Source organism: Neorhizobium lilium, assembly GCF_004053875.1.
Classification (GTDB): domain Bacteria; phylum Pseudomonadota; class Alphaproteobacteria; order Rhizobiales; family Rhizobiaceae; genus Neorhizobium; species Neorhizobium lilii.
The window spans coordinates 422,308-443,995 of sequence record NZ_SBIP01000004.1; the positions used below are offsets into that span (position 1 = coordinate 422,308).

The 21,688-nt window shown below is 60.2% G+C and carries 18 protein-coding genes; 7 read left to right on the top strand and 11 right to left on the bottom strand.

Features of this window, described 5'->3' with window-relative positions; translation table 11 throughout:
• The first annotated feature begins 221 nt into the window (after positions 1–221).
• The gene (locus tag EPK99_RS18970; protein ID WP_128444646.1) at positions 222–1,073 is read left to right on the top strand and encodes a DUF6030 family protein; all 852 of its coding nucleotides are present in this window, start codon (positions 222–224) and stop codon (positions 1,071–1,073) included.
• Here the strand turns inward: EPK99_RS18970 and EPK99_RS18975 are convergent.
• The 6 genes from EPK99_RS18975 to clpP form a co-directional block, all read right to left on the bottom strand.
• On the bottom strand, positions 973–4,443 hold the full coding sequence (locus EPK99_RS18975; protein ID WP_128444647.1) for an ATP-binding protein: 3,471 nt from the start codon (positions 4,441–4,443) through the stop codon (positions 973–975). The two genes, EPK99_RS18970 and EPK99_RS18975, sit on opposite strands and share 101 nt — an antisense overlap.
• Positions 4,443–5,672 carry a metallophosphoesterase family protein gene (locus EPK99_RS18980; protein WP_128444648.1) on the bottom strand — a complete coding sequence of 410 codons (1,230 nt, stop codon included), beginning with the start codon at positions 5,670–5,672 and terminating at the stop codon, positions 4,443–4,445. Before EPK99_RS18980 ends, EPK99_RS18975 begins: the two co-directional genes overlap by 1 nt.
• A 221-nt stretch (positions 5,673–5,893) precedes the next feature.
• On the bottom strand, positions 5,894–6,172 hold the full coding sequence (gene hupB / locus EPK99_RS18985) for a DNA-binding protein HupB (RefSeq protein WP_128444649.1): 279 nt from the start codon (positions 6,170–6,172) through the stop codon (positions 5,894–5,896).
• 198 nt (positions 6,173–6,370) lie between these two features.
• On the bottom strand, positions 6,371–8,791 hold the full coding sequence (gene lon, locus EPK99_RS18990) for an endopeptidase La (RefSeq protein WP_128444650.1): 2,421 nt from the start codon (positions 8,789–8,791) through the stop codon (positions 6,371–6,373).
• A 401-nt stretch (positions 8,792–9,192) separates the two neighbouring features.
• Entirely contained in the window at positions 9,193–10,470 is a 1,278-nt protein-coding gene (gene clpX / locus EPK99_RS18995) for an ATP-dependent Clp protease ATP-binding subunit ClpX (RefSeq protein WP_128444651.1), read from the bottom strand.
• A 272-nt stretch (positions 10,471–10,742) separates the two neighbouring features.
• Positions 10,743–11,375 (bottom strand): ATP-dependent Clp endopeptidase proteolytic subunit ClpP, encoded by a 633-nt coding sequence (clpP, locus tag EPK99_RS19000; RefSeq protein WP_128444652.1) that lies wholly within the window; start codon positions 11,373–11,375, stop codon positions 10,743–10,745.
• A 389-nt stretch (positions 11,376–11,764) separates the two neighbouring features.
• Between clpP and ggt the strand changes: the two genes are divergently transcribed.
• Positions 11,765–13,519 (top strand): gamma-glutamyltransferase, encoded by a 1,755-nt coding sequence (gene ggt, locus EPK99_RS19005; protein WP_128444653.1) that lies wholly within the window; start codon positions 11,765–11,767, stop codon positions 13,517–13,519.
• Between the two features lie 41 nt (positions 13,520–13,560).
• Positions 13,561–14,808, top strand: a complete 1,248-nt coding sequence (locus EPK99_RS19010; protein ID WP_128444654.1) for a cytochrome P450 — start codon at positions 13,561–13,563, stop codon at positions 14,806–14,808.
• A gap of 31 nt (positions 14,809–14,839) precedes the next feature.
• On the opposite strand, the gene EPK99_RS19015 is transcribed toward EPK99_RS19010, so the two are convergent.
• A complete protein-coding gene (locus EPK99_RS19015; RefSeq protein ID WP_128444655.1) occupies positions 14,840–15,643 on the bottom strand; it encodes an SDR family NAD(P)-dependent oxidoreductase in 804 nt (267 codons plus the stop codon).
• 125 nt (positions 15,644–15,768) lie between these two features.
• Between EPK99_RS19015 and EPK99_RS19020 the strand changes: the two genes are divergently transcribed.
• Positions 15,769–16,248, top strand: a complete 480-nt coding sequence (locus tag EPK99_RS19020) for a MarR family winged helix-turn-helix transcriptional regulator (protein WP_128444656.1) — start codon at positions 15,769–15,771, stop codon at positions 16,246–16,248.
• A gap of 2 nt (positions 16,249–16,250) precedes the next feature.
• On the opposite strand, the gene EPK99_RS19025 is transcribed toward EPK99_RS19020, so the two are convergent.
• The 4 genes from EPK99_RS19025 to EPK99_RS19040 all read right to left on the bottom strand — a co-directional run bounded on the left by EPK99_RS19025 (position 16,251) and on the right by EPK99_RS19040 (position 19,339).
• Positions 16,251–16,595: a cupin domain-containing protein gene (locus tag EPK99_RS19025; RefSeq protein ID WP_128444657.1), complete on the bottom strand. Its 345-nt coding sequence runs from the start codon at positions 16,593–16,595 to the stop codon at positions 16,251–16,253.
• Positions 16,596–16,651: 56 nt separating this feature from the next.
• Positions 16,652–17,365 (bottom strand): exopolysaccharide biosynthesis protein, encoded by a 714-nt coding sequence (locus EPK99_RS19030; protein WP_245582486.1) that lies wholly within the window; start codon positions 17,363–17,365, stop codon positions 16,652–16,654.
• A 121-nt stretch (positions 17,366–17,486) separates the two neighbouring features.
• On the bottom strand, positions 17,487–18,770 hold the full coding sequence (locus EPK99_RS19035) for an O-acetylhomoserine aminocarboxypropyltransferase (protein WP_128444658.1): 1,284 nt from the start codon (positions 18,768–18,770) through the stop codon (positions 17,487–17,489).
• Positions 18,771–18,910: 140 nt separating this feature from the next.
• Positions 18,911–19,339, bottom strand: a complete 429-nt coding sequence (locus EPK99_RS19040; RefSeq protein ID WP_128444659.1) for a CoA-binding protein — start codon at positions 19,337–19,339, stop codon at positions 18,911–18,913.
• A 353-nt stretch (positions 19,340–19,692) separates the two neighbouring features.
• On the opposite strand from EPK99_RS19040, the gene rplM reads away from it, so the two are divergent.
• The 3 genes from rplM (at position 19,693) to speB (ending at position 21,688) form a co-directional block, all read left to right on the top strand.
• Positions 19,693–20,157, top strand: a complete 465-nt coding sequence (rplM, locus tag EPK99_RS19045; RefSeq protein ID WP_128444660.1) for a 50S ribosomal protein L13 — start codon at positions 19,693–19,695, stop codon at positions 20,155–20,157.
• Between the two features lie 2 nt (positions 20,158–20,159).
• Positions 20,160–20,627, top strand: a complete 468-nt coding sequence (rpsI, locus tag EPK99_RS19050; protein WP_128444661.1) for a 30S ribosomal protein S9 — start codon at positions 20,160–20,162, stop codon at positions 20,625–20,627.
• 110 nt (positions 20,628–20,737) lie between these two features.
• The gene (gene speB / locus EPK99_RS19055; protein WP_128444662.1) at positions 20,738–21,688 is read left to right on the top strand and encodes an agmatinase; all 951 of its coding nucleotides are present in this window, start codon (positions 20,738–20,740) and stop codon (positions 21,686–21,688) included.

The window sequence follows — 21,688 nt, forward strand, 5'->3', positions numbered from 1 at the left end:
GCCATAAAAGCGAGTTGCGCGCCCATGGGCTACAACCCTATGTGGATCCAGCCACAACGATATCGCCAGTGTCTAGTTCCGCCGCTTGAAGCTTTCTGGCGTTATGCTATCGGAAACCCCCGTTGCCAAGGCATTCTATCAACATGGACGAAATGCGGCCAGGAGAGAAAGCCGGGCCTGCGACGCCAGACGATCGCCGGCGGCGGCGCAGGAAGAACCTGTTGGTTTTCGTCCTCATCTTGATCGGAGTGTTAGGCGCACTCGCGACGACCGTGCTTTCGGTCAACAACGGCCGAAACTACAAGCGCGTCGTCCACCAATTCGGACTGGAACGCTACCTTCTGCCACCGCCCCCTGCTCCCAAGCTGCGGATCGGCCGCCAGAAGCACCTTTCGCCGGTTGGCCGTTACCCATCCTGGCTGCTGAAAGCAGGCCTGGAGCGAAATGCTCGTTTCGAGAATGCACCGTCCACTGACGCCGAGGAGCGCTGCAAGAGCCTGAAAACTCAGACTACGACCGAATTGACCTTCACACCGAATGGCAGAGACTGGGAGTGCCTCGCGCTCGAACCGTTCGGCTCCGCCGACGATCATGCCTCCATCTTCGTGCAGGCGAGAGGCACAGATTCCGATCTGCGCACCTTTCGGATGAAGCTCAGCCTGACGGACCCGACGCAGCTTGCCGCGGTGACGCAAGCGGCAATGGATATGCTTGATCATTTCAGCTTGGCGCTCTCGCCAGAAAGCCGACAATATTTGGCTGACAAACTTGCCAGGCAGGTCAAATTCTCGTCCGCACTCGAGAATTACCAGGCGAGCTTCAGTCGCGAGTTCCTGGACGACAGGCGGTTCAACCTCCTGCTCCTGCCGCGACCGCAAACCGTGAACTGCGACGCCGCGGATCTGCCGACTGGCAAGGCCAGAGCAAGCACATTCCGCATGACGATCGGCTGCCTCGACTTTCAGTCCAAGGTCAGGGCTGAGCCTGATCTTGAGCCCGATCCAGCATCACCAGGTCCAGACCATCCCCCAATTCCATCTGCGCGGCCTGAACCAGGCTCATCTGGTGGGTAAAAAGGATCGTCTGGAACTTGGCACCCGCCGCCGCCAGAACGCGGATACCGGCCGCCGTCCGTTCATCGTCGAAGGTCTGGAAGATGTCGTCGAGGATAAGCGGTGCAGGCTCGTTTCGGCTGCAATAATCCTCAAGGAAGGCAAGCCGCAGCGCCAGATAGAGTTGGTCGCCGGTTCCTTCGCTGAGGCCGGACAACGCGACCTGCTCGCCGCTTTTCCGCTCCACGGCAAGCCGCAGTTCATCCCTTTCGTCATAAACCTGCATCAGCCGCGAGAAGCGCCCGCCCGTAAGGTCCGAAAAAATCTGGCCCGCCCGCTGCATGACCGGATCCGCCTGGCGTTCGCGGTATGCTTCCATGGAATTATTCAACAACGCTGCCGCAAGCTTCAGCACTACCCAGCGCCGTGCCAGCTCCTTGGCCTCCTCTTCCGCAGCAAGCCGCAGGAACACTGCCCGCTCCGCGCCGATGCCTGCCTCTAGCTCCCGTCGTCGCCGGTCGTTATCGGCCTGGGCAATGCCGAGCGCCTTCAGCCGCTCGACCTCGCGATGATCTTCCCCCTCAAGCCGCTCGATCTCGAGATCCGCGGCAACCCGATCAAAGCCGGATAGGGCCAGCCGCGCATCGTCTTCGCTCAAGCCTTGCGCCTGTTCGGCAAGTCGGCGACGGCACTGTGAGAGACCGGCTTCCAGCCGCGACCGTTCCCGCAGGTCAACCAGCAGCGTCTCCACATCGTCGGCAGGTCTTCCCGCTTCAGCCGCCATTGCCTGCAGCTCGCTCACGCAGACCAGTTTTTCCTCGGTGTGGCGCTGAAGGGCGAGCCGCGACCGTTCCAGTCCTGTGTTCAGTGTCGCCTTCTGGTTGGATGCCGTCTTCGCTTCGGACGCGCGTGCATTCAACATATCAGCGGCCACATCGACCGGAAGACCGGCGAGATCCGGCGCCACCTTGCCACAGAGGTCGCGGATTTCATCCTCGAAATCCCCCATGTCTCGGACCATGCCGCGCACCCGGCGGTCGCGGTTCTCCCGTTCCCCGAAAAGGTCCGGCACACTGCGCCACACATCAAGCGCAGCTACGGCCATCGCAATCGTCGCATCCTCGCCGAGCCCGAGCGGCAGGACAGCTGCTGAGAAGGCCATCCGCCAGGAGTCTGCCCGGCGGCTGAGATCCACTTCCTGGTTTTCCAGCCTCTCAATAGCATCCTGCGCCACCTGGCGCTTGGCTTCCAATGACCGAGTTTCGCTCCAGCGCTCGGAAAGTTCGTCAATGCGGCGCTCGACACCGCGCGCCAAAGCCAGGGCCGGAAGGCCTCCAGAGGAGAAGCCGATGCCATCCGCAAGTGAAATGAGCGCAGGCTTCAGCCGCTCCTCCTTGAGGCGCAGAACCGCCAGCTCGTCGCTTGCTGCATCCAAAAATTGCGACAGCCGCGACAATTCCTCGACGGCACGTCGCCACTCGATCATCCGTTCGGGGCTTGACGGCACCACGGGAGCTGCATGAAAGAGGTCTTCGAACTCGGTCACAGCGTCGGCCGCCGCAATACCGGCTTCGTGCTCAGCACTCTCCGCATGCGTAAGCGCCTGCTGTAGCTCCTTCTGCCGAAGGCTGAGCTGCGCGTGGCGGCTCACCCGCTCGGCATCGGCGAGCGCCGCGTCTGCAAGCTCGTCCGCTTCCGTCACTGCCTTCTTCAGTTGAGCCAGAAGATCTTTCTTGGGATCTTTTGCCAAACCGTCGATCAGGTCGTCGCGGCGAGCTCTCGCAGAAGCGATCTCACCGGGGGAAGCGATACGCCCCTGTTTTTCCAGCGCAACCAGCTGCGTCGCCACCGAGCGGGTTTCATCCCGAAGCGCATTCAGCGCCTGGATGGCCTTTGCGTGATCGGTCTTCGCGGCGTCGATCATGCGCCGGTGCTGCGTGAGGGCGGCTATATCCGGAAGCGGCGCGGAAAGCAGACGCTCGATATCCTTCACCGGCGGATCGAGCCGCCCTGCAGCCGCGTTGAGATCGCTATGGGCCCGGGCAACTCGAACCTCCAGGGCCTCGATCTTGGAAAGCTCTCCAAGCTCGGGACGAAGGGCCGCCAGATGCTCCGACCAGGGCCTCGGATCCACCAGTCGCATCTCCGGCACCGCATCGGCGAGCCGCCGTTGGACTGCATGCGCCTCTTCTATCTGCTGTCGCAGTTTGGAGAGATCCTGGTCGATCGCGGTCCCGTCATCGACGAGCTTGCGCAGGCGGACGAGTTCGCTGTCAGCCGGCTGTGCACGTTCGAGGTCCTGCGGACCTGTCAGTCCAAGCCGCCGCGCCTCCTGGGTCAGGCGAAGATCGAAACTGGCGACCTCATGGCGAACCCGGGAAAGATCTTCCTTCGCCCGCAGATAGGCGCCTTTCTGGGCATAAGCCGCCAAAACCTGGGCCGCGACTGCAACGAGCGCCTCGTCCACACGGACAGCGGCGATCTCGTCGGCGATATGCACGGCCTCCCGCTCTGCCGCTTCCTGTGCCTCAGCGTTTTTCCTTAGTGCCTCCAGCACTGTCGCCAGCCTCGTCTCGAAGCCCGCGGGCAAGCCGTCCAATCCTTTATACCGCTCGAGTTGCTGTTGCTCGCGGTCGATTTCCCGCAAAACTGGCTCAAGCCGGCTCAGCTGGCGCAGATGTTCAAGCCTTTGCTTGGTCTCCTGCCGCACCGCCTGGACGCCGGCCAGGTCGCGTTCGATCTCAGCCTGTTCCGTGACGAGTTTCTTCCAGTCGCCGGCTCTCAGCTCACTCTCGCGCTCGGCACGGCGCGCCTCGTCATGGGCGTCGAGAACCTGGTAGAAAGACCTGTCCTTTGACCGGCGCTGGGCGTAAATGCCGTCGGCCTCTGCTTCCATCGTCTTGCGCAGGTCGCTGAGACCCGTCAGGCCGGAAGCCGCTGAAAACAGCAGGCTGCCGATCTCACCGCCACTCCTCAGCATGGCGTCGCCACCAGCTCTCAAAGACGCCGAGTCAAGGCCGAATGCCCGCTCGAAGACATCGCGGCTCAACGTGCCGAGGAAAGGAATGAGCGCATCGTCCGCCAGAGCGCTCTCTACTTCTTCGGCGGCGAGAAGCGTGCTTTTGCGTCCACGCCGGCGACGAAAGGCAAGCGTCCTGCCGTCGCGAGCCTGAAGCTCTGCTCCAACGCGCAGCGATGCCGGATCATGCAGGAAGCTATAGGTCGCCCGATCCGGAAAGCCGAAGAGCAGGTCGGATATCGCCGAAAGAGCAGATGACTTGCCGGCCTCGTTCGGTCCGTAGACAACGTGAAGCTTGGCATCCGGGCGGAAGGTCAATCGTCGGTCGGTGAGCGAACCGTAGCGCAGGATGTCCAGACGACCGAAGCGCATCAGTTTTGTGCCGCCCGCAAAAGCAGAAGATCTCGCGCCTCGGCAAGTAGGCTTCCGGCATCTGCGCCCAAGGCAAGCTCTCCTGCACCAAGGCCGCCGGGAAGGCGCGCTACAATCTCTGCAAGCCGAGCATTCGCTTCAGCCAAAAGCTCGGGTGGGAAATCGCCCATGGGAAGAAGACTATCCAGGCCCAGCGCCGCACTTGCCGTTCCCACAATCTCATTCGGCTCTAGCCGCACGTCCAGCTTTTCCAGCCATATGTCCTGGTGGCAGCGGTGGCAGGCGGCCTGCACCTCGTCGCGCAAATCCTGCGCTCGCACCATCAACTCGCTCCGGAAGGCACTCTTGCCCGTCAAGCGGATGCGTAGCGCGAGCGGCCGCCCTTCCATCCGATCCACAACGGCTTCAAGCGCTTCTTCCAGACGGCGCAATATCCCGGATAGAGGCTCGTCCGGCTGCACGACCAGTGTGAGTTCGGCAAAGCGGGCGCCATCGGTGATGACCCGTTCGTGCGTGACGCGACCGTCTTCGACCGTGACCAGTACCGCGCCCTTGGCGCCCTGTTCGCGGATGCTGCGGCCCTGCAGATTGCCGGGAAAAACGATCAGCGGATCTTCCGCCACGATTTCGAAATCATGCACATGGCCAAGCGCCCAATAGTCGTAGCCGCGCGAACGCAGATCTTCCACCGAGCAGGGAGCGTAGGACGCATGCGGCTCCCGTCCTGTCAGCGAGGTGTGAAGCACACCGATATTGAACCAGCCGCTCTCCGGCTTCGGATAAGCGAGCGCCAGGTTCTCGGTTGCAGAACGCTCGGCAAATCCCTGGCCGTGCAGCGCGACTTTCAGATGCGGGATCTTGAAGCTGCCGGGCTTGTTCACCGGAAAATCACTGACATTTGCCGGCAGAGTGATGGTCCGGGTAATCACGCTTTCGGCGTCGTGATTGCCCTTCAACAGATAGACCGGGATGCCCGCCCGCTCCAGCCTCGCGACCTCCCGGTTGAAAAAAAGCCCGATCTTGTTGTCCTTCCAATCCCCGTCGTAAACGTCGCCGGCCACGATAAAGAAATCCACCTTCCGCTCGACCGCCTGATCCACGAGACCGGAGAATGCCTTGCGGCTTGCCTCAATGAACAGTTCGGCGACGCTAGCGTCCTTGAGGGCCAATCCCTGAAATGGACTGCCCAAATGCAGGTCTGCTGCGTGGATGAAGCTGAATGATGTCATCGACTCGTCTAACGCGAACACATCGGGAACGCCAGACTTAATCCAGCCAATGCGGCAAGAAAAGGCCGACGACAGAGGGGGCCAACTTTTCCTGTTGATGGAGCGCTGCCGAGACTTGCCTAAACGTTGAACGGGATCACCCGCATTCGTGCCTGTAAACGAAACAGGCCCGGCCGAAGCCGAGCCTGTCTCAAAATCTGCTGGACTACGCCGAGGAGCAATTACTTGCTGTTGACGGCGTCCTTGAGGCCCTTGCCGGCCGAGAACTTCGGCACGTTGCGTGCCGGAATGTCGACTTCGGCGCCAGTGGACGGGTTACGTCCCTTGGAAGCTTCACGATGGGAAACGGAGAAGCTGCCGAAGCCGGCGAGACGGATATCGCCGCCCTTCTTCAGTTCAGCCTGCACAGTCTCGAAAACGGCATCCACTGCAGATGTGGCATCGGCCTTGGAGAGACCAGCCTTTTCGGACACTGCGGATACCAGTTCGGTCTTGTTCATGTTTCCACCCCTTTCAACGGTTTTGAAACGATTCGCTATCGGCGCCGACAATAGTTAGCAGTCGGCCCTTGGCAACCCAAAAGCTCCGCTATGGCCTGAAAAACAAGGGGTCTTGGGTAGTTTTCACAAAAAAAGCCGGCTGAAAACCGGCTTTTTTCACAGTTGATTATAATCGACGGCGCCTATTGGCACCCTTGATCAGTGCGCCAGAGTAGCGCCTGCATCATCGACACCGTCGACAGTGGCGATGACGGGCGTCTCTACCGTGCCATCCCACTCGATCGGCTCAGGCCGGCGAACCAAAGCATGCTTGATCACCTCGCCCATGCGGGATACGGGGATGATCTCCATGTTGTTCTTCACATTGTCCGGAATCTCCGCCAGATCCTTGGCGTTTTCTTCCGGGATCAGAACCGTCTTGATATTGCCGCGCAGGGCAGCCAGCAGCTTTTCCTTAAGCCCGCCGATCGGCAGGACACGGCCGCGCAGGGTGATCTCACCCGTCATGGCGACATCCTTGCGAACCGCGATTCCGGTCATGATCGACACGATCGCGGTTGCCATCCCGACACCTGCCGATGGTCCGTCCTTCGGCGTCGCACCTTCCGGCACGTGGACGTGGATGTCCGACTTGTCGAAGCGGGGCGGCTCGATGCCGAAATCGACAGCGCGGGAACGGACATAGGACGCCGCTGCCGAGATCGATTCCTTCATGACTTCCTTCAGGTTGCCCGTCACCGTCATGCGACCCTTGCCGGGCATCAAGACGCCTTCGATGGTCAGCAACTCACCGCCGACTTCGGTCCAGGCGAGACCCGTGACAACACCGACCTGATCCTCACGCTCGGCTTCGCCATGGCGGAAGCGCGGCACGCCAAGATAATCATCGATATTGGCAGCCGTAACTTCGACCGACTTCGCCTTGCCCTTGATGATCTCGGTAACCGCCTTGCGGGCGAGCTTCATCAATTCGCGCTCGAAGTTACGGACGCCGGCTTCGCGGGTGTACTGCTGGCTGATTGCCATCAGGGCATCGTCGCTGACCGAGAATTCGTGCGGCTGCAACGCATGTTCCTTGATGGCTTTCGGCAGCAGGTGCCGCTTGGCGATCTCGCGCTTTTCGTCCTCTGTGTAGCCGGCAATACGGATGACTTCCATGCGGTCCATCAAAGGCGCCGGGATATTCAGCGTATTGGCCGTGGTGATGAACATCACGTCGGACAGATCGTATTCGACTTCCAGGTAGTGATCCATGAATGTCGAGTTCTGTGCAGGGTCCAGCACTTCGAGCAGAGCCGAAGACGGATCGCCGCGATAATCCTGGCCCAACTTGTCGATCTCGTCGAGCAGGAAGAGCGGGTTGGACTTCTTCGCCTTCTTCATCGACTGGATGACCTTGCCGGGCATCGAGCCGATATAGGTGCGGCGGTGACCGCGGATCTCGGCCTCGTCACGTACGCCGCCAAGGGCCATGCGCACATATTCGCGGCCGGTCGCCTTGGCGATCGACTGAGCAAGCGAGGTCTTGCCGACGCCGGGAGGGCCGACGAGGCAAAGGATAGGACCCTTGATCTTTGTCGCACGGGCCTGGACCGCAAGATATTCGATAATGCGTTCCTTGACCTTGTCGAGGCCGAAGTGATCCTGTTCCAGGATCTGTTCGGCATTGGCGAGGTCGGCTTTGATCTTCGACTTCTTGCCCCACGGAATGCCAAGCAGCCAATCGAGATAGTTGCGCACGACCGTCGCTTCCGCAGACATCGGGCTCATCTGGCGCAGCTTCTTCAGCTCGGCATCCGCCTTTTCGCGGGCCTCCTTGGAGAGCTTGGTCTTGGAGATGCGCTCTTCCAGTTCGGCCATCTCGTCACGGCCTTCTTCGCCGTCGCCGAGCTCCTTCTGGATCGCCTTCATCTGTTCGTTGAGGTAGTATTCGCGCTGGGTTTTTTCCATCTGACGCTTGACGCGCGAACGGATACGCTTCTCAACCTGAAGGACGGATATTTCGCCTTCCATGAAGCCGAGCGCCTTCTCGAGCCGCAGCTTGATGCTGACGGTCTCAAGCATCTCCTGCTTCTCGGTGATCTTGATCGACAGATGCGAAGCGACGGTATCAGCGAGCTTGGAATAGTCCTCGATCTGGCTGGCAGCGCCGACCACTTCCGGGGAGATCTTCTTGTTCAGCTTCACATAGTTCTCGAACTCGGAAACCACCGAACGCGACAAGGCTTCGACTTCGACGGCGTCTTCATCCGGCTCGTCGAGTGTGTTTGCTGTGGCTTCGTAGAATTCCTCACGGTCCGTGTACTGGTCGATCTTGGCGCGGGCGCGGCCCTCGACCAGCACCTTCACAGTACCGTCAGGAAGCTTCAGAAGCTGAAGAACATTGGCAACCGTGCCGACTTTGTAGATTGCAGACGGTTCCGGATCATCGTCGCTGGCATTGATCTGGGTGACGAGCATAATCTGCTTGTCGGAACCCATGACCTCTTCGAGCGCGCGGATCGACTTTTCCCGTCCGACGAACAGAGGCACGATCATGTGTGGGAAGACCACAATATCGCGCAGGGGCAGGACGGGATAGGTTTCGCCGCCAGGTGCCTCAGACGTTGAATTCGTCATGATATTTCCTTTCATCGTCCCGTTTCCGGGATTCACCTGAGCATACACTCAGGCATTTTACTCCCGCTCAAGGTGGAGTGTCCGAAAACTGATTTCAAGCCTTGCAGAACCGCCACCGCGCTGATTGTGACGGAGACATTACAAGACGCTTACGCAAACTTTATGCTGCAAATGCCTGGAGGCGCGGCATCGGTCCACCGGTCTTTCGGGGGATTCGAACCTGTCGGCAAAGCAGCAGGAACAGGGATGATCTTCTCCCAGTCCCTCCATTGCAAGAAGAATATGCAGCAACTGTTGCAATGCAAAAATAGTGAGCTCGTTAAAAAGGGACACAAGCCGCCCCAACGGAAAAGAGGCCCTCTGGGGGCCTCTTCAAAATCTTTCGGCAAAGCTAACCGCCTTTAAGCAGAAGCGTTGGCCTTTTCTTCCTGACGATCCGCGTAGATGTAGAGCGGACGGGCAGAGCCGCGCACAACTTCTTCCGAGATCACCACTTCGCGGACACCTTCCAGTGCCGGCAGCTCGAACATGGTATCGAGCAGGATCTTTTCCATGATAGAACGCAGGCCGCGGGCGCCGGTCTTACGGAGAATCGCCTTCTTGGCGATCTCGCGCAATGCGTCCTCGTGGAAGGTCAGTTCGACGTCTTCCATCTCGAACAGGCGCTGGTACTGCTTGATCAAAGCGTTCTTCGGTTCCGACAGGATCTGGATCAGGGCGTACTCGTCCAGGTCTTCCAGGGTCGCCAGAACGGGCAGACGGCCGATGAATTCAGGAATGAGGCCGAACTTGACCAGATCTTCCGGCTCCAGTTCGCGCAGCACTTCACCCACACGACGGTCATCGGCGGACTTGACGGAAGCGCCAAAGCCGATCGAAGTCTTTTCGCCGCGAGCCGAGATGATCTTGTCGAGCCCGGCAAACGCGCCGCCGCAGATGAACAGGATGTTCGTCGTATCAACCTGCAGGAATTCCTGCTGCGGATGCTTACGGCCACCCTGCGGGGGAACCGAGGCAACCGTGCCTTCCATAATCTTCAGAAGGGCCTGCTGGACGCCCTCACCCGACACGTCGCGCGTGATCGACGGATTGTCGGACTTGCGGGAGATCTTGTCTACTTCGTCGATATAGACGATGCCGCGCTGGGCGCGCTCGACATTGTAGTCGGCCGCCTGCAGAAGCTTCAGGATGATGTTCTCGACGTCCTCACCGACATAGCCGGCTTCGGTCAGCGTCGTCGCATCCGCCATGGTAAAGGGTACGTCGATGATGCGGGCAAGCGTCTGGGCGAGATAGGTCTTACCGCAGCCGGTCGGACCGACCAGCATGATATTCGACTTCGCCAGCTCCACATCGCCGCCCTTGGAGGCATGCGCCAGTCGCTTGTAATGGTTGTGAACGGCCACCGACAGGATGCGCTTCGCCTGCTTCTGGCCGATGACGTACTCGTCGAGAACCTTGATGATGTCCTGCGGCGTCGGAACACCGTCGCGCGACTTCACCATCGAGCTCTTGTTCTCTTCGCGGATGATGTCCATGCACAGTTCGACGCATTCATCGCAGATGAAGACGGTCGGTCCGGCAATAAGCTTCCGGACTTCGTGCTGACTCTTTCCGCAGAACGAGCAGTACAATGTGTTCTTCGAGTCGCCGCCGTTGCCGCTGCTGACCTTGCTCATATCACTTTCCTTCCAGCACTCCGCTCTCCGTCCGGGACGGCGCGGTCCACTTTACCGCTGTCGGCAAGCCCGGGCCATCCCGCGCCTGCCTTTGCTCCAGGGTACTCTACCGGAAGGACAGCAAATCCGAACCGGCGGCAACGAAACCCCAAGCACACACGATGTCACAATAGTTCAACACAGCTTTCGTATGTACTAATAGCGCGTTCCGTGCGACTTGAAACCCCTCAATTTGTCGAGAGCGGAGCAAGCCGCATAGCTTCAGCGGACTATCAATCCGCCGATCCGCCTTCCATTTCCAGGCGCGACGTCATGATATTGTCGATGACGCCCCAGGTCTGGGCTTCTTCCGCATCCATGAAATGGTCACGATCGAGCGTCTTTTCAACTTCCTCGTAGGTCCGACCTGTATGCTTGACGTAAATCTCGTTGAGGCGGCGCTTCATCTTGATGATGTCGCGCGCATGGCGCTCGATATCGCTTGCCTGGCCCTGGTAACCACCAGAGGGCTGGTGGACCATGATGCGGGAATTAGGAGTGGCAAAGCGCATGCCCTTGTCACCCGCGGCCAGGAGCAGTGAGCCCATGGATGCCGCTTGGCCGATGCAAAGCGTCGATACGGCAGGCTTGATGAACTGCATCGTGTCGTAGATCGCCATCCCAGCCGTCACCACGCCACCCGGCGAGTTGATATAGAGGGCAATTTCCTTCTTGGGGTTTTCCGCTTCCAGAAACAGAAGCTGAGCGCAAACCAGCGAAGCCATTTGATCTTCCACCGGTCCGGTCAGGAAGATGATGCGCTCCTTGAGAAGGCGTGAAAAGATGTCATAGGAGCGCTCACCGCGATTGGTCTGCTCTACGACCATCGGCACGAGGGCCATTGCGGTATCAACTGGATTTCTCATGTCCGTCCTTTGTCAAATGCCTTGCCGAAGGCAGCCTTGCGCTCCGGAATCATTAGAATTGGTTATCCCTACATAGAGTGTCATCGCCGGGTACTTCAAGACGGAGAGGCCGATATCCTTAACCGCAGTGCCGTGCGGCGATCTCGTCCATATATGTTCTTGATGCGGCGGGGCTCCTTTAGTGGCTGCTGGGATGAGACTTCGCGGACTTTTGTCCGTTCAAGGTAAAGTGGCTGTGAACGATTCCATGCAAAGCGCAGGTGCGGAAGACCGCGTTCATCGGGCGAGATCTCACCTTCCGCAAACCGATCACGATTTCCCCCGGCTGTCTTGCTCTTCATCCCATTCCTCCACATTATTCTCTGCGTAAGATCGAGGGAGGAATTTCCATGCGGATCGCGTTCATCACCGGCGTTGCAGCTTTCCTGCTCCTATCGGGTCAAACTTTGGCCCAGCAGGCGTCCGACCAGATCGCGCCCGAGGCGAAGACGGGCATAACAGCCGCCCGCCGCGTGGAAGCCAAGCGATTCATGGTTGCGGCCGCCAATCCGCTGGCGGCGGAGGCCGGGCGCGACGTTCTTGCCGAGGGCGGAAGCGCCATTGACGCCCTTGTCGCAGTGCAGACCGTGCTCGGGCTTGTGGAGCCGCAGAGTTCCGGTCTCGGCGGCGGCTCCTTCCTCGTCTACTATGACGCGTCCGCCAACCGGCTCACCACGTTCGACGGGCGCGAGACAGCGCCGATGGAGGCAAGCCCAACCTTGTTCCTCGACATTCAGGGACAACCGCTCAAGTTCATGAGCGCGGTGGTCGGCGGCCGCTCGGTCGGTACGCCCGGCACGGTTCGTTTGCTTGAAGATGTTCACAAGCGTTTCGGCAAGCAGGCGTGGGCCAGCCTTTTTCAGCGGGCGGAACAGCTTGCCTCGGACGGCTTTGCAGTCTCACCGCGCCTTGCCTCGCTGGTTGCGGCGGAAGGCGACAAGCTGAAGACCTATGACGGGCCACGCACCTATTTCTTCGACGGTTCCGGTGCGCCGCTCAAGCCCGGCAGCATCCTCAAGAACCCCGACTACGCCCAGACATTGAAGACGATCGCCGCCGGCGGTGCGGATGCTTTCTACCATGGGCCGATTGCCGAGGCGATCGTCAAGGCCGTGCGCGAGGCCAGCGGCAACCCAGGCGTCCTGTCCCTGCAGGATCTTGCCAACTACCGGATCAAGGAACGCGAGCCGGTCTGCGCCAGCTACCGCGCGCTCGACATCTGCGGCATGGGACCGCCCTCCTCCGGTGCCGTCGCAATAGGCCAGATGCTGGGCGTTCTGGAGAATTTCGACCTGAAAGGCTTCGGACCGAACAATGCGCAGAGCTGGCGGCTGATCGGCGACGCGCAGCGGCTAGCCTTCGCGGATCGTGAAAAATATCTAGCGGATACCGATTTCCTCCCCGCTCCCATCAAGGGCCTGCTCAGCAAGGATTACCTGGCAAAGCGAGCCGCGCTGCTGGACGGCGACAGGGCGATTGTGCCCGACCAGGTCAAGGCCGGGGAGCCTGAATGGGACCATGCCATGCTGCTCGGCAAGGATGCAGCGATCGAGCTGCCCTCCACAAGCCATATCGTGATCGTGGATGCGCAGGGCAATGTCGCCAGCATGACGACGACGATCGAGAACGGCTTCGGTTCGCGGCTGATGGTGAACGGCTTCCTGCTCAACAACGAACTGACGGATTTTTCCTTCAAGACGCATGACGGCAGCTTGCCAGTCGCCAATCGCGTCGAGCCGGGCAAGCGGCCGCGCTCCTCCATGTCGCCAACCATCGTCATGAAGGACGGAAAACCTCTGCTCGCCATCGGATCCCCGGGCGGCAGCCAGATCATCGGCTATGTAAGCCAGGCGCTCATCGCTTATATCGACTGGGGCATGCCGGTAGAGCAGATCGTCGCGCAGCCGCATCTTATCAACCGTTTCGGCACTTATGATATTGAGGCCGGCACCGTAGCCGAAAAGTTGATCGAGCCCCTGAAGGCGCTCGGCTACGAGGTGAAAGCCGGCGACCTGAATTCCGGCCTGCAGGCGATCGAGATCACGCCCAGCGGGCTTGTCGGCAGCGCCGACCCGCGCCGCGAAGGGGTGGCGCTCGGTGAGTAACGGCACTTTTCCGGCAGGCGGAATCGTTATAGCCATGACCCATGTCCATTTTGCCCCCGTTCCTGCGCATCGACCGTGAAAACCGCCGCGTATCGCTCGATGCCCGGAATCCTGCCTTCTACGGTAATCCAAATGCCGTCTATGCCGCCCTTCACGCTCATTGCCCGACATTTTACTGGGAAGAGCAGAAACAATGGTTTCTCACCGGCTATGACCATGTCAACGCGCTTCTGCGCGACCGGCGATTCGGGCGGCAGATCCTCCATATCGCCAGCCGGGAAGAACTCGGCCTACCGGAACCCGAGCCCCAGCTTGCGAACTTCGATCTGGCCGAACGATTCTCCCTGCTCGAACTGGAGCCGCCGGAGCACACCCGCTTGCGTACGCTCGTCAATCGCGCCTTCGTCTCCCGCCATATCGAGCGGTTGCGGCCGGAGATCGCAGCCATGGCCGAAAAACTGATCGACGGGTTCGAACAGGCGGGCGAGACGGAGCTCCTATCCTCGTTCGCCGACATCATTCCGGTGACGATGATCGCGCGGATGATCGGCATTCCGGACGAGATGGGGCCACAGCTGCTGGCCTGGTCGCATGACTATGTGGGCATGTACATGTTCAAGCGAACACCTGCGGACGAACTGGCCGCCGATCGCGCAGCGCAGGAGTTTGCCGACTATGTGAAGGGGCTGATTGCCGAACGTCGGCGCGAGCCGCAGGACGATTTGCTCAGCCATATGATCCATACGGAGCACAAGGGCCAGTTCCTGACCGACGAGGAACTGGTCTCCACCACGATCGTGCTTCTCAATGCCGGCCATGAAGCGACCGTCCACCAGATCGGCAATTCCGTGCGAGTCATTCTGGAAAGCGGGCTCGATCCGGCGGACCTTTTCCGGGACGCAAGCGCGACGGAACGAACAGTCGAGGAAACACTGCGCATCTGCGCACCGGTGCATATCTTCCAGCGCTGGGCGCTCGAAGACGTCGAGGTGGATGGTGTTTCGTTCAAGCGAGGCGACAAGGTGAGCCTGATCCTCGCCGCCGCCAATCTCGCTCCCGCGAAGTTTACCGATCCACTCACGTTCAAGCCGGATCGGCAGGAGGCGCCCAACCTGTCATTCGGTGCGGGCATTCACTTCTGTATCGGCGCACCGCTTGCCCGGCTGGAGCTGAACACGGTGCTTCCCATGCTCTTCCAGCGGCTACCGGGCATGCGCATCGCGGCACCTCCGGTGGTCAAGGACGTCTACCATTTTCACGGCCTGGACCGGCTCGACCTCAGTTGGTGAGGCGACGTGCTGGCGTCGCCCCATGTTGCGCTTACGCTTTGTTATAGCGCGGTGCCGGCATCCTGAGCGACAGATGTGGTGCCAAGGCGCCCCGGGCTGTCTCATAGGCCTGGTAAAGGCCGGCATTGGCCAGCGAGGGGATGGTCACCAGTTCGCCCTGGTCGAAACCAGCCAAAGCCGCATCCACCATGTCGCCGACATCCATGACGCGTTCCGGATCGAGCCCGTCCATCGAGCCACCGGCGCGGTCAAAAATCTCCGTGCGGGTAAGCCCCGGAAGAACCGCCTGGATGCGCACGCCCTTGTCCTTCAGTTCACCGGCCAGCGCTTCCGTCAAGGAGAGCACGAAGGCCTTCGAGGCCACATAGGTGCCGCTGAAGAAATGCGGCGCTAGCGCCACGACAGACGCGGTGTTGATGATCGCGCCACTGCCCCTCGCGGCAAACACCTGCGCCGCGGCGACGGCCAATCGGTTTGCTGCAAACACGTTGAGGTCCACCATCCGGTCGAGATAATCGAGATCCGCCGTCAGGAGCGGTCCCTGCGGGCCGATGCCGGCATTGTTGACCAGAAGCGTAATCGCCCCATCGTCACGCAGCCGCTGCTCAACTTTCAGCACGTCCGCGCGATCCGTCAGGTCGGCCGCCAGGACCTCAGCCTTCACGCCATATTTTGCAGTAAGCAAGGCAGCCGCTTCCTCAAGGCGGGCCTTGTCGCGGGCGACAAGAATGAGGTCGTAGCCGCGGCTGGCCAAGCGGTCGGCATAGGTGGCACCGATGCCCGAAGAGGCGCCGGTGACAAGGGCAGTGCCGGAAGTGGAAGATTTGGAAGCCATGTTTTCATCTCCTTTGATTTACTGGTATATACCACTATATATGCGAGAGCGGATTTGACGGCGCAAGAGGGCTCTGCAAAATCATTTTATCGAGTATCCACCCATGGCGGCAGGAGATGATCCAGATGACTGAAGACGAACCCACTACGGAAGATGGCGTCTGGCTCGATTGCAGCAACAGTGCAGTGCGCCGCGCGGCGCGCCGTCTCGGCCAGCTCTATGATGATGCCATGGGCGAGACCGGGCTGAAGGGAACGCAGTTTTCGTTGATGACACAGATCGTCCGGTCCGAGGAGCCGACCCTGAAGAGGCTGGCAAAGGCCATGGTCATGGATCTTTCCGCGCTTGGCCATACGCTGAAGCCGCTGATTCGGGACGGTCTGGTGGAGCTTGTGCCAGACGAACAGGACCGCCGCGCCAAGCGCGTCAGGCTCACGGCGGCTGGTGTTGCCAAGCAAAGGGAACTGCTGGCGCTCTGGCAGCAAGCGCAGAACAGGTTCGACGAGGCGTTCGGGAGAGAACAAGCCGAAGAACTGCGCCGGACGCTCGCCTTCATCTCTTCATCAGAATTTACGCAGGCCTTTTCGCGCAAGCAAGATCAATAGCGCTACAAGCGGATGACGTAATCCTTGCGAGTCGTTTCAACCACTTCCCAGCTTCCCTTGAAGCCCGGCCTCAGGATCATGCTGTCACCAGCGCGCAGATGCACGCCTTCTCCACCTTCTTCCGTGACGATGGAATAGCCGGAGACGATCCGGAAATATTCCCATTCGTCATAAGAAATGAGCCAGCTTCCAGGGGTCGCTTCCCATATGCCGGCATAGAGAGCGCCTTTCGCCTCTTCGAAATTCCAGGTCTTAAAGGTCGGATTGCCGGAGATCAGCCGGTCCTCGGCCGGCGCGCCCTCTTCCGGCGCCATGGTCGTCGTGTCGAAGGTGATCCAATTGCTCATATGTCGTCTCCGCCAGGTGGATACGTGAGGCTACCTTCGCAATCCCACAGCCGCAACTAGCTAAAGAAGCGCCCTATGAACGCCGCCCCTGCAGCAAGTACGCCGAAGACGACGCTGGACGCGAGAACGAGGGAGGCGATCGCTGCCAACACACCCAGGATGATGAAGATCCCGTCCGCCGCCAGAAGCCCCAGTGCCATGATGCAGAGCGAGACCGCGGGCGGCATATTGCCGAGCGGGATCGGCAGGACCAAAACGATCGCAAGGATGAGCCATAGAGTGCCGAGCAGTCTCTCGGCGGCATAGCTCGTCAGGACGCTAAGCCGCGGCTTAAGGAAACGCTCGGCTTTCGCCAGCCAGGGCTCCGCTTTCGTCAGAAGTGCCGAAAAATCGGCCCTCTTCATCGATCTGTCGGTGATGAAACGCGGCAGCCAGACCGGCCATCCCACAGCGAACTGCGTGCAAAGAAAGAGCAAAGGGATGCCGAGCACGGTCGAGGTGCCGGGTGGCGTCGGCAAGGCATTAGGAAGAGCGAAAATGAGGATAAGAGCCGCGGCGGCACGGTCTTCCATGCCATGAAGAAGATCGCCGATCGTGATGCGCTCCTCATTCGACGAGGTCTCTACCGAGCGGAAGAGCTCGATAACCGAGGGCGGTCTTTTGTCGAGGGTGTTGTCGTGGGCCTCCTTACCCGCGTCTGCCGCATTGCCGCTGTTGCGGGGAAAGTCGGGCTCGGCCTTCACGCTCAACTCCTTCTTCATTTCGGTCATGCCTCGCCGCATGTGCTTGCTGGACGCATCCGCGTGAACGGTTTCGCCCTCGCCTCGTTCCGCGCTGGCGGTTCAAGACAAGGGCGATGAAACATCGGAATGCTACGAAATAATGACGCGGTCAGACTTTCGACAGCGCCTGATCGAGGTCGGCGATGATGTCCGCGGCATCCTCTATGCCAACGGAAAGGCGCACCACGTCGGGACCCGCGCCGGCCGCTACCAGCTGGTCTTCCGTCAACTGCCTGTGCGTGGTGGACGCCGGATGGATGACGAGCGAGCGCGTGTCGCCGATATTGGCCAGATGCGAGAAAAGCTGAAGGCTTTCGACAAACGTCTTGCCCGCCTCATAGCCGCCCTTCAGCCCGAAGGTGAAGACAGCCCCCGCGCCTTTCGGTGAGTAACGCTGCTGCAACTCGTAGTTCGGATCGTCTTCCAGGCCTGCGTAGCTGACCCAGCCGACCTTGGGGTGACCCTTCAGCCAATTTGCGACGGCAAGAGCATTTTCGCTGTGCTTCTGCATTCGGAGCGGCAGCGTTTCTATACCGGTCAGGATCATGAAGGCGTTGAAGGGCGAAATTGCCGGACCAAGGTCGCGCAGACCGAGAACGCGGGTGGCGATGGCAAAGGCGATATTGCCGAAGGCCTGGTGCAGAACGACACCGCCATATTCCGGGCGTGGTTGCGACAGGGCTGGGTAATTGCCGGAGGCAGACCAGTCAAATGTGCCGCCATCGACAATAATGCCGCCCATGGAATTGCCGTGGCCGCCGAGGAATTTGGTCAGCGAGTGGATGACGATATCAGCCCCGTGCTCCAGCGGCCGAACAAGATAGGGACTTGCCATGGTGTTGTCGACGATGAGAGGCAGGCCGTGTCGATGCGCGACCTCGGCGATGGCGGCAATATCGACAAAGGTTCCGCCCGGATTGGCCAGGCTTTCGATGAAGATGGCGCGCGTTCGCTCATCGATCCCGGCCTCGAAGCTCGCGGTATTTGCGGTGTCGGCCCAACGCACATGCCAGTCGAAGTTCTTGAAGGCATGCCCGAACTGGTTGATCGAGCCGCCATAGAGCTTTCGGGCTGCAACAAAATTGTCGCCGGGCTGCATGATCGCATTGAAGGCAAGAAGCTGGGCCGCGTGGCCTGAGGCAACGGCCAGCGCTGCCGCTCCGCCCTCAAGTGCAGCCACCCGCTCCTCGAGTACCGCCTGGGTGGGGTTCGTGATGCGGGTATAGATATTGCCGAACTGCTGCAGACCGAAGAGCGCTGCGGCATGATCGGCATTTTCGAAAACGAATGAGGTTGTCTGGTAGATGGGCGTCGCGCGGGCCCCAGTGGTGGGATCGGGTGCTGCGCCTGCGTGAACTGCAAGCGTCGAAAAACCTGGTTGTTGGTTCGGCATGATGTCCTCCCTGCCTTGAACTCAATCCCTTCAAGAAACAGTGACGACCGAGCGCGATCAAGCAATATCGTTCCTCCTGGCCGTTGCCGGAAGAAATATCGCCCAGCTTTGGCTGGATATAATCGGCCTGGACGCTTGGCTTAGGCCATTAGGCGCGGGTATTCGATGGCCGGGCAGCGGTCCATCACAACTTTGAGCCTAGCTGCTTCGGCCTTGGCTGCGGCCACGTCGTCACGCACGCCGAGCTGTCCCCAAATCACCTTGGGCGGCGTTTCGAGCGCCAGCGCCTCACCAACTATGCCATCCAGAAATTCCGCCGCCCGGAAGACATCCACCATATCCACAGGCTGCGGCACATCCGCCAGCCGCGAATAGACTGTCTGGCCAAGGATCTGCTTGCCCGCCTGGCCCGGATTGACGGGAAAGACCTGATAACCCTTCGACAGAAGGAAGCTCATGACGCGGTTGCTGGGGCGATCGGGGTTCGGGGACGCGCCGAGCAGCGCGATAGTCTTGGTCGTCTTCAGGATAGTCGCGATATAGTCGCGGTCGTAGCTGTCGTGGTTCATCCTGATCTCCTCAGATGCTGTTGTCCGTCTGACTTAGTGACTGGCATGCCAGATCACCATGCCTATGCTGTTCGACACATACGGCGTGGTTTCCGCCAAACCAGCCCTCAGCGCCGCTGGAATTTTGTGGTATTATATAACCACATATTTAAGTTATTGTTTTTAATACATTATTTTTCCATCTTGTCCGATACGCCTCCTTGACTGGACCAAGACCGATTTGTATAAGCCACCAGAGATCGCGGACCTCTTGAGGCCCGCTTTCTTTTTTGTCGGCATGCCGGCAATTCAAGCAACAAGAAACGCCCTTGCAGCCGGGTCCGGATGCCTTGGGTCCAAGCGAAAGAGATAACATGTCAACCTTCGTTCAGAAGCCCGCAGAGGTGGAGAAGAAGTGGGTGATCATCGATGCCGAAGGGCTCGTTGTCGGTCGCCTCGCCACCATCGTTGCAAACCGTCTTCGCGGCAAGCACAAGGCCACCTTTACACCCCACGTCGATGACGGCGACAACGTCATCATCATCAATGCCGAGAAGGTCGCACTCACCGGCAAAAAGTATTCCGACAAGAAGTACTACTGGCACACCGGCTATCCGGGCGGCATCAAGGAGCGCACTGCGCGCCAGATCATCGAAGGCCGTTTTCCGGAACGCGTCGTCGAGAAGGCTGTCGAGCGCATGGTTCCCCGTGGCCCGCTCGGTCGTCGCCAGATGAAGAACCTGCGTGTCTACGCCGGCGCCAACCATCCCCATGAAGCTCAGCAGCCTGTCGCACTCGACGTGGCTTCGCTGAACAAGAAGAACGTAAGGAGCGCCTGATCATGGCCGATCTTTCCTCTCTGAAGGACCTCGCTCCGGCGACTGAAACCCAGGCTCCTGTCTACGTCCGTAAGGTCGATGCACAGGGCCGTTCCTATGCTACCGGCAAGCGCAAGAACGCTGTCGCCCGCGTCTGGATCAAGGCCGGCTCCGGCAAGGTCATCATCAACGGCCGCGACTTCACCGCCTATTTCGCGCGGCCGGTCCTGCAGATGATCCTGCAGCAGCCTCTGATTGCCGCCAATCGCGGTGGTCAGTTCGACATCATCGCAACCGTTGCCGGCGGCGGTCTTTCCGGCCAGGCCGGTGCCGTTCGTCACGGCCTGTCCAAGGCCCTCACCTATTTCGAGCCGAGCCTTCGCGCCGTGCTCAAGAAGGGTGGCTTCCTGACCCGCGACAGCCGCGTTGTCGAGCGTAAGAAGTACGGTAAGGCAAAGGCCCGCCGCTCCTTCCAGTTCTCCAAGCGTTAATCGCTTCGGGTTCTTCGGAATTCAAAAGGCGGGGCTTCGGCTCCGCCTTTTTCGTTTGTGCTTCCACATTGCTGCTGCCATCTCTGCTTCATGGGTATCCGGAGAAGCTTATGCCGTCCAAGACCATCGATCACGCCTTCACGGCAACGAGCCTGACATCGGCTGCGACCGACCCGACGTTTGCCGGCGCGCTCTCCTTCATGCGGCGGCGGTTTACCAAAAACCTCGATGGCGCGGATGCGGTGGTCTGGGGCATTCCCTTCGATGCGGCGACCTCCAACCGGCCCGGCGCGCGCTTCGGGCCGCAGACAATCCGCCGTGCATCGGCCATTTTCGACAACGATCCGCAATATCCCTTCGGGCGCGACCTCTTCTCGGAGATGGCGGTGATCGACTATGGCGATTGCCTGCTGGACTACGGCAATCATCAGGGCACGCCCGACGCGATCGAAGCACAGGCGAAAACGATCCTCGGCGCCGGCGCCTTTTTGCTGACGCTTGGCGGCGACCATTTCATCACATGGCCGCTGCTCAAGGCCCATGCGGCACTCCATGGGCCGCTGGCGCTCGTCCAGTTCGACGCGCATCAGGATACGTGGTTCGACGATAACCGCCGCATCGACCATGGCTCCTTCGTGGCGCGCGCCGTGCGGGACGGCATTATCGACCCGGCCCGTTCGATCCAGATCGGTATCCGCACTCATGCGCCTGAGGATTTCGGTATCCGGCTCGTCTATGGCCATGAACTTGAGGAGATGACCGCTGCAGAGGTCTCAAAGCTCATCCTCGACCATGTGGAGGATAGGCCGGCCTACCTCACCTTCGACATAGATTGCCTGGATCCGGCCTTTGCGCCCGGCACAGGCACCCCCGTTTCCGGTGGCCCGTCAAGCGCCAAGATCCTGTCCGTGCTGCGCCGGCTCGGGAGGCTCGATATCCGCGGCGCCGACGTGGTGGAAGTGGCACCGGCCTACGACCACGCCGATATCACCGCCATTGCCGCTGCCACGGTCGCGATGTATATGCTGGGGCTGCGCGCGGAGCGACACGCAACCCGTTAA